General features: G+C 71.8%; 12 protein-coding genes and 2 tRNA genes. 9 read left to right on the top strand and 5 right to left on the bottom strand.

Annotation, left to right across the window (positions count from 1 at the left end; translation table 11 throughout):
- Together ACQCO7_RS15630 and ACQCO7_RS15625 are read right to left on the bottom strand one after the other, a co-directional pair.
- Positions 1 to 492 carry a heme-degrading domain-containing protein gene (locus ACQCO7_RS15630; RefSeq protein WP_464072413.1) on the bottom strand — a complete coding sequence of 164 codons (492 nt, stop codon included), beginning with the start codon at positions 490 to 492 and terminating at the stop codon, positions 1 to 3.
- A complete protein-coding gene (locus tag ACQCO7_RS15625) occupies positions 492 to 1,571 on the bottom strand; it encodes a Gfo/Idh/MocA family oxidoreductase (RefSeq protein ID WP_464072412.1) in 1,080 nt (359 codons plus the stop codon). Before ACQCO7_RS15625 ends, ACQCO7_RS15630 begins: the two co-directional genes overlap by 1 nt.
- A 56-nt stretch (positions 1,572 to 1,627) precedes the next feature.
- On the opposite strand from ACQCO7_RS15625, the gene ACQCO7_RS15620 reads away from it, so the two are divergent.
- From ACQCO7_RS15620 to ACQCO7_RS15600, 5 genes are all read left to right on the top strand, one after another.
- The gene (locus ACQCO7_RS15620; protein WP_464072411.1) at positions 1,628 to 2,695 is read left to right on the top strand and encodes an ROK family transcriptional regulator; all 1,068 of its coding nucleotides are present in this window, start codon (positions 1,628 to 1,630) and stop codon (positions 2,693 to 2,695) included.
- Between the two features lie 258 nt (positions 2,696 to 2,953).
- Positions 2,954 to 3,853, top strand: a complete 900-nt coding sequence (locus ACQCO7_RS15615) for a hypothetical protein (protein WP_464077210.1) — start codon at positions 2,954 to 2,956, stop codon at positions 3,851 to 3,853.
- A 247-nt stretch (positions 3,854 to 4,100) separates the two neighbouring features.
- Positions 4,101 to 4,880 (top strand): HAD-IIA family hydrolase, encoded by a 780-nt coding sequence (locus ACQCO7_RS15610; protein ID WP_010356346.1) that lies wholly within the window; start codon positions 4,101 to 4,103, stop codon positions 4,878 to 4,880.
- A 142-nt stretch (positions 4,881 to 5,022) separates the two neighbouring features.
- Entirely contained in the window at positions 5,023 to 5,733 is a 711-nt protein-coding gene (locus ACQCO7_RS15605) for a hypothetical protein (protein ID WP_464072410.1), read from the top strand.
- A gap of 3 nt (positions 5,734 to 5,736) precedes the next feature.
- Entirely contained in the window at positions 5,737 to 6,402 is a 666-nt protein-coding gene (locus ACQCO7_RS15600) for a class F sortase (RefSeq protein ID WP_464072409.1), read from the top strand.
- Between the two features lie 405 nt (positions 6,403 to 6,807).
- Here the strand turns inward: ACQCO7_RS15600 and ACQCO7_RS15595 are convergent.
- A tRNA-Lys gene (locus ACQCO7_RS15595) sits at positions 6,808 to 6,881 on the bottom strand.
- 185 nt (positions 6,882 to 7,066) lie between these two features.
- On the opposite strand from ACQCO7_RS15595, the gene ACQCO7_RS15590 reads away from it, so the two are divergent.
- From ACQCO7_RS15590 to ACQCO7_RS15575, 4 genes are all read left to right on the top strand, one after another.
- On the top strand, positions 7,067 to 8,356 hold the full coding sequence (locus tag ACQCO7_RS15590) for a peptidoglycan-binding protein (RefSeq protein WP_464072408.1): 1,290 nt from the start codon (positions 7,067 to 7,069) through the stop codon (positions 8,354 to 8,356).
- 73 nt (positions 8,357 to 8,429) lie between these two features.
- Positions 8,430 to 9,608, top strand: coding sequence for an SPFH domain-containing protein (locus ACQCO7_RS15585; protein ID WP_464072407.1), 1,179 nt, complete (start codon positions 8,430 to 8,432; stop codon positions 9,606 to 9,608).
- 145 nt (positions 9,609 to 9,753) lie between these two features.
- Positions 9,754 to 10,272 (top strand): DUF3592 domain-containing protein, encoded by a 519-nt coding sequence (locus ACQCO7_RS15580; protein WP_464072406.1) that lies wholly within the window; start codon positions 9,754 to 9,756, stop codon positions 10,270 to 10,272.
- A 40-nt stretch (positions 10,273 to 10,312) separates the two neighbouring features.
- Entirely contained in the window at positions 10,313 to 11,992 is a 1,680-nt protein-coding gene (locus ACQCO7_RS15575; RefSeq protein WP_464072405.1) for an AMP-binding protein, read from the top strand.
- Here ACQCO7_RS15575 and ACQCO7_RS15570 read toward each other — a convergent pair.
- Together ACQCO7_RS15570 and ACQCO7_RS15565 are read right to left on the bottom strand one after the other, a co-directional pair.
- Positions 11,958 to 12,031: transfer RNA gene (locus tag ACQCO7_RS15570), tRNA-Lys, on the bottom strand. The genes ACQCO7_RS15575 and ACQCO7_RS15570 overlap by 35 nt on opposite strands.
- Positions 12,032 to 12,112: 81 nt before the next feature.
- The gene (locus ACQCO7_RS15565) at positions 12,113 to 12,871 is read right to left on the bottom strand and encodes an IclR family transcriptional regulator (RefSeq protein WP_464072404.1); all 759 of its coding nucleotides are present in this window, start codon (positions 12,869 to 12,871) and stop codon (positions 12,113 to 12,115) included.
- Positions 12,872 to 13,076: the final 205 nt, after the last annotated feature.

The raw sequence follows: 13,076 nt of genomic DNA, 5'->3' as shown, positions 1-13,076 counted from the left end.
TCAGTCCTTCTTGAGGAATTCCTCCAGCGCCTCGATCACGAACCTGTGGTCCTCAAGCTGCGGAAGTCCCGACACCGTCACGGACCCGATCACACCCACTCCCTCCACGGTGATCGGGAAAGAGCCCCCGTGCGCCGCGTATTCGTCAGGGTCGAGACGGGACGACTCCTCGAAAGTCGTCCCTTTCGCCCTGAATTCCGCGCCCACCAGATAGGAAGCGGAACCGTACCGCTCCACGACCCGGCGTTTCCGGGCGATCCAGGCGTCGTTGTCGGGGGACGAGCCGGGCAGCGCGGCATGGAAGAGCTGCTGTCCGGCGCGGTGGATGTCGATCGCCACGGGAGCCTCGCGCTCACGGGCCAATCCGACCAGGAGGGAACCCAGCGCCCAGGCGTCGTCATAAGTGAATTGCCGGAAGACCAGTCGCCGTTCCTGGGCTTTCAGCTCGTCGAGTGAAGGGGTGATTTCCAGGGCGGGGTTGTTGTTCACCATCACAGGTTCACCGTCGATCCGTCTCGTGCCGAACGGCGGGCCGCTTCCAGGACGTCGAGAGCGGTGGCCGCCTCGGTGGCGGGCACCGGGTTCGGGCCGCCACCGATCAGTGCCTCGGTCACCGCAGAGTAGTAGGCGGGGTAGTCCCCAGGTAGGGTCGGCACGGCCCGGCCGCCCCCGGTCGGCGGCGACTCCCCGGAGCCGACCCGCCCCCACAGCTCCTCGGGCTCCACGCCCCACCCGGACCCCGGCCGCGCACCCTCCCGCAGCGCCGCCTCCTGCGGATCGAGCCCGTACTTCACGAACCCCGCCTTCGACCCCAACACCCGGAAACGCGGCCCCAGTTGGGCGGTCGTCGCGGACGCGTACAGATGGGTGCGGACGCCGTTCGCGTGCGTCAGGGCGATGAACGTGTCGTCGTCGGTCTCGGCGCCGGGCCGACGGACATCCGCCTCCGCGTACACGGACGCGACCGGACCGAACAGCACCAGCGCCTGGTCTACGAGGTGACTACCCAGGTCGTACAGCAGACCTCCGATCTCTGCCGGGTCGCCGGACTCGCGCCAGCCGCCCTTCGGCAGCGGACGCCAGCGCTCGAAGCGGGACTCGAACCGCCGGACGTCACCGAGCTCGCCGTCGCTGAGGAGCTTGCGGAGCGTGAGGAAGTCGTTGTCCCAGCGGCGGTTCTGGAAGACGGACAGCAGCAGACCGCGCTCCTCGGCGAGCGCCGCCAGCGCGCGGGCCTCCTGTGCCGTCCCCGCGATCGGCTTGTCGACGACGACCGGCAGCCCCGCGTCGAGCGCGGCGGTCGCCAGCGGGACGTGCGTCCTGTTCGGGGACGCGATCACCACCAGGTCCAACTCGCCCGCCCGCGCGAGGAGTTCGTCCGGCGTCGCCACGACCTCGGCGCCCGGGTGCTCGGCACGCGCCTGTGCCTGGCGGTCCGGGTTCGAGGTGACGACCGTGTCGAGGGTCAGGCCCTTCGTCGTGCCGATCAGCGGGGCATGGAAGACGGAACCCGCGAGGCCGTAGCCGATCAGGCCCACACGGAGGGGGTTCGCAGCAGCGCCAGTACTCATGCCGTCCACTTTGGCAACGCTGTTGCCAAAGTGCAAGCGCGGGCGAGAATGGAGCCGTGAACAGGACGAACGACCCGGGGCGTACGACGGGCACCAACCTTCTCGCCGTGCGCGGGCACAACACCGCGCTCGTGCTCGACCTGCTGCGCACGGCCGGCGCCGACGGGATCAGCCGCCTCGAACTCGCCGAGCGGACCGGGCTCACCCCCCAGGCCGTCAGCAAGATCACCGCACGGCTGCGGGAGGAGGGCCTCGCGGCGGAGGCCGGCCGCCGCGCCTCCACCGGCGGCAAGCCCCGCACCGTCCTGCGGCTCGTCCCCGAGGCGGGTCACGCCGTGGGGGTACACCTCGACCGGGACGAACTGCGCGTGGTCCTTGTCCGGCTGGACGGACAGGTCGTCGCCGAACGGCGTACCCCGCTGGACCTGGGAGCGGGTACCTCCGAGGTCGTAGACGGTCTAGTACGTGAGGTGCGGGGGGTGCTCGCCGAGGGGGTCGTAGGACTTCTGGGGGCGGGGGTAGCTCTTCCGGGGCCGCTGGACCATACGTACGGGGTACTCGGCCGCGTCACCGGCTTCCCCGACTGGGACGGCTTCCCCCTGCGCGACGTCCTCGCCCGTGAACTCGGCGTCCCCGTCGTCGTCGACAAGGACACCAACGCCGCCGCCCTCGGCCTCGCCGCCGCGGGCGAGGGCGGCTCCTTCGCCTACCTCCACCTCGGCACCGGCCTCGGTGCGGGGCTCGTCATCGCCGGCACGGTCCACCGGGGGGCGCGCACGGGTGCCGGCGAGTTCGGCCACCAGGTGATCCTCCTCGACGGCCCGCCCTGCCCCTGCGGAAAGTCCGGCTGCGTCGAGGCCCTGTGCCTCGCCGCCCTCGACCGCGGGGACCCGGAGGAGGCGGCCCGGGTACTGGGCGTGGGCGCCGCGAACCTCGTCGGCCTCCTGGACATCGACCAGGTCCTGCTCGGCGGACGCCGGATCGAACAGACACCGGAGGTGTTCGTGCGAGGGGTCTCCGCAGAGGTGGTGGAGGCGCCGGTGCGGGTCGCTGACGGCGGGGTGTGGGGGGTTGCGGTGGGGGCGGCTCAGCTGCGGTTGGGAGAGGTGTTCGGGAGGGGGTAGGACTTGTGGGGTACGGCGGATACGGCGGGGGAGGAGACCGTAGCTCCGGAGGGGTAGGCGGTTAATACCTACGGCGCCTCGCAGTCGTACGCGGCTGGTCCCTCGACGTCCCGCAGTTGTACCCCGCTAATACCCAAGCCGCCCCCACACCCGTACGCGCCTCATATGTACGTCACATGAGCTGAACGGGCGGACTCCGGAGCCCCGACGGAGCGGCGCACCCCTGAACCCGGCGCCCTCCGGCAGGCTCACGTGACCATGCGACCCTGCCTGTCCCGCGCCCGCCGACTCGCCGGGGCAGCCCTCGGCCCCGCCCTCCTCGGCCAAGCCCTCCTGTGCGTCCCCGCCGCCGCCCTCGCCCCGGCAACCCCGGTCCCGGCCGCCCTCGCCCCCGACACCCTCGCCGTAGTCCCCGCCACCCTCCCCGCGCCCGCCGCCGAAGCACCCGCCTGCGCCACCCCCGACGCCCGGGACTTCCCGCTCACCGCCCGGCTGCGGGGTGGACCTGAGAGCTACGAGTCCGGGGGCGGGTACGGGGTCTGGTACCTGGACCTCGTCAACAGCACCGGGCGGGACTGCGCCGGGGTGCACCCCGTGGTCGTACTGGTCGACGGGCGGCGGGAGTTGAAGGCGGGCCAGGTCCATCTGGAGTTCTACGACGGTGAGTGCCCCCGCGCGGTCCGGTTCGAGGAGACGGACGCGGACGAACTGGTCGGGCCGTTCGGCGAGGGGGACGCGAGCGGCAGTGGGGACGACACGGGACTCGGCGGGAAGGGGGACGCGAGCGCCGGTGGCGGCGGCTTCGCCGGGTTCTCCGTCCCCGCGCACCGCACCCTCACCGTGAAGCTCCGCCTCTCGTTCACCTCCGACGCCGTCGCCAACGACGTCACCGCCCACGCGGCCGTCGTCCAGCGCCGGGGGGACGACGGGGAGTGGGTCGGCCAGTCCGACGCCTACCGGTTCACCGTAGAGGGGACGACCGGTTCCACCTCGGCCTCCACCTCCGTCCCGCAGGGGACGGGGGCGCGTACCGAGGAGGGCCGTGAACTCGCCGGTACGGGGGCCGGGCGGGTCGTCGTGGGGGTGGCGGCGGTTGCCGGTGGCCTTGTCGCGGCGGGGACGGTACTGGTCGTCGTACGCCGCAGGCGCTACCGGTAAGGGGGCCGACGCGTCGTACCGTACGGCCGTCCCTCCCCGGTACTACGGGTCACCCCCTACCTCTCAAGTACCCCCTGCCTCCGAGGGCTCGGCCCTCACCCTCATCCCCCTCAAGTCCCCCAGCCCGTAACCCACCGGCCATCCCCAGAAAATCCACCCATTCCCTCAAGATCCGACCTGTGCTTAGGGTGGGCCCGAGGACGTACTCACGGTGCGTTCGCGTACGGCACGGCAGGAGACCCCGCACATGGCAGACCCCAAGCCCATCGAGTCGTGGCTCACCGACATGGACGGTGTGCTGATTCACGAGGGTGTCCCGATCCCGGGGGCCGACGCGTTCCTGAAGAAGCTGCGGGAGTCGGGCAAGCCGTTCCTGGTGCTGACGAACAACTCGATCTACACGCCCCGCGACCTGCACGCCCGGCTGCGGCGGATGGGCCTGGACGTGCCGGTCGACAACATCTGGACCTCGGCGCTCGCGACCGCGAAGTTCCTGGACGACCAGCGGCCGGGCGGCACCGCGTACGTGATCGGCGAGGCCGGTCTGACGACCGCGCTGCACGACATCGGGTACGTGCTGACCGACCACGAGCCGGACTACGTCGTCCTCGGCGAGACCCGGACGTATTCCTTCGAGGCGATGACGAAGGCGGTCCGGCTGATCAACGACGGCGCCCGGTTCATCTGCACCAACCCGGATGAGACCGGTCCCTCCACAGAGGGACCCCTCCCCGCGACCGGTGCCGTGGCCGCGCTGATCACGAAGGCGACCGGCAAGCAGCCGTACTTCGCGGGCAAGCCGAACCCCCTGATGATGCGGACCGGGCTGAACGCGATCGGCGCGCACTCCGAGAGCAGCGCGATGATCGGCGACCGGATGGACACGGACGTCCTGGCCGGCATCGAGGCGGGCATGAAGACGTACCTGGTCCTCACGGGGCTCACCCGGCCCGAGCAGGTGGAGAACTTCCCGTACCGCCCTTCGAGGATCGTCGACTCGATCGCCGACCTCGTCGAACGGATCTGAACCATCCCGGCGCCCGGAACGCCGCCGCTTCCGGGACCCCCGGCCCACCTCGTGACCCCCACCCGTACGGAGTAGCCCACCCCTACTGAGGGTGCAGGAGCCGCCCCCGTGAGGAAGCCTCCAGTTATCTGGAGGTTTCACGATGGGTTCACCCCGCTTCACACTCTGTACCAGCGTTCTGGCCGCCGCCCTGGCGCTCGCCCCGGTCGTACCCGCGGCGTACGCGGCGGACGCAGGCCGGGGCGTCTCGGTGGTCCCGTCGACGCCCGTGGCCGGCGGCGAAGTAGCTCTCAAGGTCAGTGGTTGCACGGGGAAGACGGCGAAGGCGGTGTCCGGCGCCTTCGTCTCGGACGCCCGGCTGATCGGCACCGACGGCACCCTCGTCGGCGAGACGAAGATCCGCTCGACGACCGAGCCGGGCGCGTACGCCGTGACGATCACCTGCGCGGACATCGAGATCAAGGGCAGCATCACGGTCGCGGGCCCCGGCGCGACGCCGCACGCGACCCCGGTGGCCCCCGTCCACGCGGGCGGCGGAGGAGCGGCGGACCTGCTCGCGGACCGGGTGGAGACGCGGGTGGAGAACCCGGCGGAAACCCGGCCTCACCCCCAGCCCCTGGCCCAGCCCCGAGCCGCCGCCCCCAACACCGCGCACGCCGTCACCGGCCTCACCCTCGCGGGCCTCGCCGCCCTCGCGGTACTGGCCCTCAGGGGGGTCCTCCGCAGACGCGGAGCCACCGCGGCCACCGCGACCGGCCTCACCTCCACCCCCGTACCCACCGAAACCCTCACCCCTACCCCCGTACCCGGCGTCACCCCCACACCCTCCGACACCACCCCCCGAAAGCCCTGACCGGTGTCCGACCACCCTCGCTCCTCCCACCCCACCCGCCTCCTCACCGGCCTCGCCTGGGCGCTCCTCCTCCTGGGCCTCTGGCTGTGGGGACGCGAGGTCACCGAGGTCCCCGACGGGATATCAGCCCCCACAACGGGCGACATGGCGGCGGTGGGACGTCCGCCGGAGCGGCAACTCCCGCCCGCCGCACGCCCGTTGACCAAGGCCCTCCCGCAGCGCATCGACATCCCCGAACTCGGCGTCCAGGCACCCGTGGTGGCCCGCGGCCTCGACACGAGCGGCGCGATCGACCCGCCGCCCTACGACCAGGCCGGTGTCGTCGGCTGGTACGCGGCCGGCGTCACCCCTGGCGCGCGCGGCACCGCGCTGCTGGTGGGACACGTCGACACCGAGACCCGTCCGGCCGTCTTCTACAAGCTCAGCACGGTGAAGGCGGGCGAGACGATCTGGGTGGTGCGCGGCGACGGAAAGGTCGCCGAGTTCACGGTGGACGACGTGGAGGTCGTCCGGCGTGACCGCTTCGACGCCCAACGAGCGTACGGCACAAGGGAGTCGGGGCGCGCGGAGCTACGGCTGATCACCTGCGGCGGCACCTTCGACCGGGTCAGCCGCAGCTATACGGCGAACGTGATCGTCTCCGCGTACCTCACGGGGACGGGACCCTGAACTCCCGTCCCCGGCAAGGGAGTACACCTGTCCCGGCCGGCGGCCCGCTCCCCCGAAACCGCCGACCGGGCAGGTCCTCGACCGCGCGCGCACGGGCTGCGGGAGAAACCCGGCGACCGGCGCGGGAGGTTCGTGGAAACCTCGGTGGGTTTGTTGCCGACCAGGGGCTGGGGCCGTCTGAGAAGAGTAACTGAGCGGCACCGCAAGGCTGTAGAGCCGGGGGGCCGAGGTATCCGAGAAGAACTGTAGAACGGACCAGGGCCCGGGGCCTAGGTTCTTTTGACGCCAAGTCCCGAGGCTGTGACTAACTGTCACCCCCGCAGGTGTCGCGCCAGGTGCGCAACGAATGATCCTCACGGGAACACGAAAAAGCCCCCCGATCACTCGGGAGGCTTCTCCGGTCTGTGCGCCGCCAGGGACTCGAACCCCGGACCCGCTGATTAAGAGTCAGCTGCTCTAACCAACTGAGCTAGCGGCGCCTGCTGACGGCGTAACTCTACAGGACCCCCGGAGGTGATCCCGACCGCCCGAACGCCTGGTCGAACACCGGAGTACTACCCGGGTACATCATTCGGACCGTCAACATGCGAGCCCGGGCGACAGTTGAGAAGCTGGCGAATGTGCATGGAAGTGGATATGTCTGGCGGAGTGTGAGGGGCGTCTCATGGAGACTCCGGTATTCGAGGAGATCGATCCCGCGAACGACTGCGGCTGCACCGGCTGCGTACGCCGCAGACTGAGCGGCTCCGGCCGCCCGGCGCTCGCCGTCACCCCCCGCGCGGTGATCGTCGTGGCCACCGCGTCGGCCGCCACCGCGGCCCTCGGCGCCGCGCACGCGCCCCCCGCCCAGGCCGCGCCCCAGAGCCCCGCCCGCGCCGTTCCCGCAGATGGCGAGCCCGAGACCCCCCAGGGCGGCGCGGCCCCGCTGCACGGCCCGACCGGCCGCCCGGCGACCCCGGTGAAGGCCCCGGCCACCACCCGCGCCGACATCATCCGGCGCGCGAAGACGTGGGTCGCCACGAAAGTGCCGTACAGCATGACCGCGTACTGGTCGGACGGCTACCGGCAGGACTGCTCCGGGTTCGTCTCGATGGCCTGGAACCTCCCCGGCAACGAGTGGACGGGCACCCTCGACCGCTACGGCGTCCGTATCGCCAAGGAGGACCTCCAGCCCGGCGACATCCTCCTGTTCCACAACCCGGTCGACCCCCAGAAGGGGTCCCACGTGGTGATCTTCGGCGGCTGGACGGACTACACCCACAGCTACTACATCGCCTACGAGCAGACCCGCCCCGGCACCCGCCGCCAGGCCACCCCCTACGCCTACTGGACCCACTCCGACCGGTACATCGCCTACCGGTACTCAGGAGTGACGGGTACTACGGGTACGGGGGGCGCCCAGACCGACGGCGCCACCCCCTTCCCGGGGCGCGCCCACTTCGGCCCCGGCGCGAACAACACCCACGTCACGGCGCTCGGACAGATGCTCGTCGAGCGCGGGGCGAAACGTTTCTACGCGACGGGTCCCGGGCCCCGCTGGTCCGACGCCGACCGGCGCGCCACCCAGGCATTCCAGCAGGCCCAGGGCTGGCGTGGCACCGACGCGGACGGCATCCCCGGCCCCGACACCTGGGCCCTGCTGATCACCGGCAAGGGCCGCGACATCGTCACCGGCACCCCCGGCACCCCCGGCCCGCCCGCCCACGCGGCCGGCGCGCCCGCCTTCCCGGGGCGCGCGTACTTCCGGCCGGGCGCCGAGAACACGTACGTCACCCTGCTGGGCGAACAGTTCGTACGCAAGGGGTACGGGAGGTACTACGGCACCGGACCCACCCCCCGCTGGGGTGACGCCGACCGGCGTGCCGTCGAGGCGTTCCAGCGCGCCCAGGGCTGGCGGGGCGCCGCCGCCGACGGCTATCCCGGCCCCGAGACCTGGAGGCGCCTCTTCTCCTGACCCTGTCATGGGCGCGGACGCCGCGCGGACCGCAGAAACGTTGACGCATCTGGCGCGGAGGCTGGAGGCAGACATGAGCAGGACGACCACTTCACAGACGCCGGGTCCCGGGGGGCCCGCGGAGGAACGGCCGGAGGGGATGCCCGAAGGGGCCCCTCGCCCCACCCGGCTGATCCAGAACGAGGCCACCACCGAGATCCCCGTACACCTCCTCTTCCGGGACGACCCCGAGCCTGGTCCTCTGGTACCAGTGGACCAGGCGCTGATCAGCCGTACCCCGGGCGGTACTCCCCGTAGTACTCAAGGACTCCAACCCCCCACCCCCCGCCTCAGACGCCCCGGCCAGGGCACCCCCCGCCCGGCCGCCCAGGTCGACCCCGCCCTGGTGGAGCGCCCCGCGCGGGTCCTCCCCGGAACCGTCGGTGTCCTCGCCGGCACCTGCGGCGCCGCGGGCTGTGTCGCCGCCTCCTGGTGGGCCGGCGTTCTCCCGCACCTCGCGACCGAGGCACTCCACCTTCCGATGTACACGGGGACGGGACTCGGCCTCGCGCAGTGGGCCGCGTACGCCGGGTCCGGGGCGCTCGGCCTGTTCGGGTTCGGCGGCCTCGCGCGCGGCCGGACCGGACGGGCGTGGGTGCTGGGGCTGTTCGGCCGGTACCGGGGGACCGTCCGGCGTACGGGGCTGATGTGGGTGAACCCCCTTCTGCTGCGCCGCCGGGTCGACGTACGGCTGCGGCACTGGCGCAGCGAGCCGATGCCGGCCGCCGACGGCAGCGGGGTCGCGCTGCGGGCCGTCGTCCTCGTCGTGTGGCGGGTGCGCGACACCGCGCGGGCCACGCTCGGGGTCGAGGACCACGAGACCTACCTGCGCGAATGCGTCGAGGCGGCGCTGGCGAGGGTGCCGGTGGAGATGCCGGGCGCCGGGCGCGGCCCGGTCGAGACCGCCGGGGACGCGCTGACCCGGCTGGTCGCGGCGGACGCCGGGGCCATCGGACTTGAGGTGTACTCCGTCCAGCCCGTCCGGGTCGAGTACGCCCCCGAGGTCGCCACCGCGATGCACCGCCGCCGGATCGCCGCGCTCGACGCGCAGCACCGGGCCTTGGTCCTCACGTCGGTCGTCGACTCGGTGGAGGACACGGTCACCCGGCTCACCATGCGGGGCCTGGTCGAACTGGACGACTACGAGCGCAAGGCGCTGGTGAAGGACCTCACCGTGGCGTTCTGCGCGGGACGGAGGGAGACCGGAGGGTGAAGTAGTACCGGCGAGGTAGTACCGAGGTATCACCCGGAACTCTGAGCTTCCCCTGAGGCAATCCGTAGTACCTCAGGGGTACGTTCCCGACACGTGCACCGACCGGCACGCCTGTGCACCGACCAGCACACCCGGGGGAACCACCATGGACGTCATCTTCTACCTCGTCCCGTCGCTCATGCTCGTCGGCGCCCTCTCCATGGCCGCCGCCGTGGTCCGCCGCTCCCGGAGCATCAGCACCGCCTGGAACAGCGGCTTCACCGCCGAGGGGCGCTGTCTGCGCTCGTACACGACGACCAGCAGTGAAGCCGGCGAGCACCACCACACCCGGACGACCCTGCACCACGTCTACGAGTTCACGGCCGCCGACGGCCGCCCCGTCCGCTTCGAGGAGAAGAACGGCCCGGGGACCGTCATCGAGGGCGACTACGTCACCGTCCACTACACCCCCGAGCACCCCGAGCGGGCGACCGCGCTGCCGCCCATGCGGGGCCGCCTCATGGCCGAGTCCGGCGTACTGCTCGTCTTCCTCGGGGTGTTCGCCGCGATCTGCGTCGCCTTCATGATCGGCGCGCACACCGTCTTCGACCTGTCCGACGGGCTCTTCGGCAGCGGCACGGACGACCTCCCCGCCGACTTCCCGACCGACTTCCCCACGCCGTGACCATCCTCATCTGACGGTCCGTCAACTACCGTGCTCCGCCATGGAGTCCACGGAGTACGCCACCACGACCGCCGAACTCGTCGCCCGGGGCTGGGCCGACCACCGCCCGGCCCTGTGGTGGCGGGACACCGTCCTCACCCACCACGACCTCGCCCGCGAAGCCTCCACCCGAGCGGCCCTGCTCACCGCCCTCCTCCCGCCGGACGCACCCCCGCATCTAGGTGTACTCCTCGACAACACACCGGAGTTCGTCCACTGGCTCTCGGCCGCCGCCCTCGCGCGAGCCGCCGTCGCCGGCATCAACCCCACCCACCGCGGCCCCGACCTGGCCCGCGACATCCTCCACACCGACTGCGCCCTTCTGATCACCGAACCGGCCCAACTCCCGCTCCTGCGCGGCCTGGACCTCCCCGGCGTCCGCCTCCTGATCACCGGGACGGACGAATACGCCGCCCTCCTGGGGCAGTTCACGGCGACCGCCCTCCACCGGAGCGCCGCCGAGCCCGCCGACCGCCTCCTCCTCTACTTCACCTCCGGCTCAACCGGCGCCCCCAAGGCGGCGATCTGCACCCAGGGGCGCCTCGCGGCGGCCGGTCACCGCCTCGCCGAACAGTTCGCGGTTGCGGAGGACGACGTCCACTACCTGTGCATGCCGATGTTCCACGGCAACGCCGTCATCGCCGGCTGGGCCCCCGCCCTCGCCGCCCGCGCCGGGCTCGCCCTGCGCAGCCGCTTCTCCGCCTCCGGCTTCCTCGACGACGTACGCCGTTACCGGGCCACGTACTTCACCTACGTCGGCCGGGCGATCCAGTACGTCCTGGCCACGCCGCCCCGCCCGAACGAGGACCGCGACCACCGGCTGCGGCTCGGCTTCGGCACCGAGGCGGGCGCGGTTGACGCGGCGGCGTTCCAACTCCGGTTCGGCACAAGGCTGGTGGAGGGGTACGGGTCCAGCGAGGGCGGAGCGGCGATCCAGTGGGCGCCCGGGACGCCCGCCGGGGCGGTCGGTCCGGCGGCGCCCGGTCTCGTCGTACGGGACCCGGAGACGCATGCCGAATGCCCGCCCGCCGCTTTCGGATTGAGCGGGGAACTCCTCAACGGCACCGAGGCGATAGGGGAGTTGGTCAACCACGGCCCCAACCCCTTCGAGGGGTACTGGCGCAACCCCGCCGCCGAGGCCGAGCGCCGGCGCGACGGGGCGTACTGGAGCGGCGACCTCTTCTACCGCGACGAGAACGGTTACCTCTACTTCGCCGGACGCGGCGACGACCGGATCCGGGTGGACGGGGAGAACCTGGCGGCGGCGCTGATCGAGTCGATCCTCGCGCGGTACGACGGTGCCGACGCCGTCGCCGTGTACGCGGTGCCCGATCCGGTGACCGGGGACCAGGTGATGGCGGCGATCGCCGGGAGGTTCGAGCCGGAGTCGTTCGCCGCGTTCCTGCGCGCCCAGCCCGATCTGGGGACGAAGATGGCGCCCCGGTTCGTACGGGTGCTGGAGCGGATGCCGGTGACGGCGACGAACAAGATCCAGCGGGCGCGGCTGCGGAGGGAGGGGGTGGAGTGCGGGGACCCGGTGTGGGAGCGGGGGCCGGGGGAGGTGTCGTACCGGAGAGCTACGGGTACGACGGGTGCGGCCGGGCATGCCGAAGGGCCCCTCGCCGGAGCGAAGGGCCCTTCCGATGTGCGCCGCCAGGGACTCGAACCCCGGACCCGCTGATTAAGAGTCAGCTGCTCTAACCAACTGAGCTAGCGGCGCGTGACTCTCGCCGGGTTTGTCCTGCTTTTCCCGGCGACAGAGAAAATACTACCTGGTCCGGAAGAGTGCTCGTGACCGCCCTCAGATCGCCAGCGACAGCAGCAGCGGCGTCGCGTGCCGGTGCAGCCGGTCCGCCGCCTGCCTCAGCCGGTGCGCGTCCGAGACCGGCAGGGACAGCGCGAGGCACCCCACGGACGAGCCGTCGGTGATCGGCACGGCCGCGCAGACCGTCCCCACGGCGTACTCCTGGAGGTCTAGTGCGGGACTACTCGGGGGCTGGGCCTCCAGCCGGGACAGCAGCAGCTTGTCGCTGGTGATCGTGCGCGACGTGAGGCGGGCCATCTTGTGGCGAGAGAGGTGGTCCCGGCGCCCGTCGCGGTCGAGCTGCCCCAGCAGGCTCTTGCCGATCGCGGTCGCGTGCGCGGAGTACCGGAAGTCCACCCACTCGTGCACCACGGGAGTGGTAGGTCCGGCGGCGTACTGGTCGACCTTGATCTCGCCGTCGACGTACCGGCTGATGTAGACCGCCGCGCCGACCGAGTCCCGCAGCCGGTCCAGGGTGTGCTGGAGCTTCTCGCGCAGGGCGCTCTCCCGGTCCTGTGCGGCACCGAGGCGGGCGAGGGTGGCGCCCGTCACGTACGCCCCGTCCGTAGTCCTTTCGACGTACCCCTCGCGGCGGAGCATCCGCAGCAGCGGGGTCAGTCTGCGGTCGCCCAGGCCGGTGCGGCGGGCGAGCGCGGTGTCGGTGACACCGTCGGAGTGCCTGGCGATGGTCTCCAGGACCCAGAGCGCCTCCCGCGCGGAGTGGTACGGCGTGGGCGGCTCGTGCTTCAGCGCCACGGTTTTCCCCCTGCGGTCGCTTTCAGGCCGTGATCCGGGTGGCGGATCTCCTCCACGATAACCGCCAACCGCCGGATACGGAGGGGGTGTTGACGAGAACGTGGGGTGACCGTAGGGCCTCTCACGTGCGGCAACGTTCGAATGGCATATGCCTTTGACATGAACCGGAGCCCGGACCTGCATGCTTGACGTGTGCACGCCTGGC

The organism is Streptomyces saintjeani (assembly GCF_055409605.1).
The sequence above is the reverse complement of the archived record's forward strand: the minus strand, read 5'-3'. Positions and strand labels throughout refer to the sequence as shown.

Excerpts from the sequence above, each read along its gene's own strand:
- ACQCO7_RS15615 (WP_464077210.1), top strand. The coding sequence starts at position 2,954 with ATGCGACCCTGCCTGTCCCGCGCCCGCCGACTCGCCGGGGCAGCCCTC.
- ACQCO7_RS15610 (WP_010356346.1), top strand. The coding sequence starts at position 4,101 with ATGGCAGACCCCAAGCCCATCGAGTCGTGGCTCACCGACATGGACGGT.
- ACQCO7_RS15605 (WP_464072410.1), top strand. The coding sequence starts at position 5,023 with ATGGGTTCACCCCGCTTCACACTCTGTACCAGCGTTCTGGCCGCCGCC.
- ACQCO7_RS15575 (WP_464072405.1), top strand. The coding sequence starts at position 10,313 with ATGGAGTCCACGGAGTACGCCACCACGACCGCCGAACTCGTCGCCCGG.
- ACQCO7_RS15580 (WP_464072406.1), top strand. The coding sequence starts at position 9,754 with ATGGACGTCATCTTCTACCTCGTCCCGTCGCTCATGCTCGTCGGCGCC.
- ACQCO7_RS15590 (WP_464072408.1), top strand. The coding sequence starts at position 7,067 with ATGGAGACTCCGGTATTCGAGGAGATCGATCCCGCGAACGACTGCGGC.
- ACQCO7_RS15625 (WP_464072412.1), bottom strand. The coding sequence starts at position 1,571 with ATGAGTACTGGCGCTGCTGCGAACCCCCTCCGTGTGGGCCTGATCGGC.
- ACQCO7_RS15630 (WP_464072413.1), bottom strand. The coding sequence starts at position 492 with ATGGTGAACAACAACCCCGCCCTGGAAATCACCCCTTCACTCGACGAG.
- ACQCO7_RS15585 (WP_464072407.1), top strand. The coding sequence starts at position 8,430 with ATGAGCAGGACGACCACTTCACAGACGCCGGGTCCCGGGGGGCCCGCG.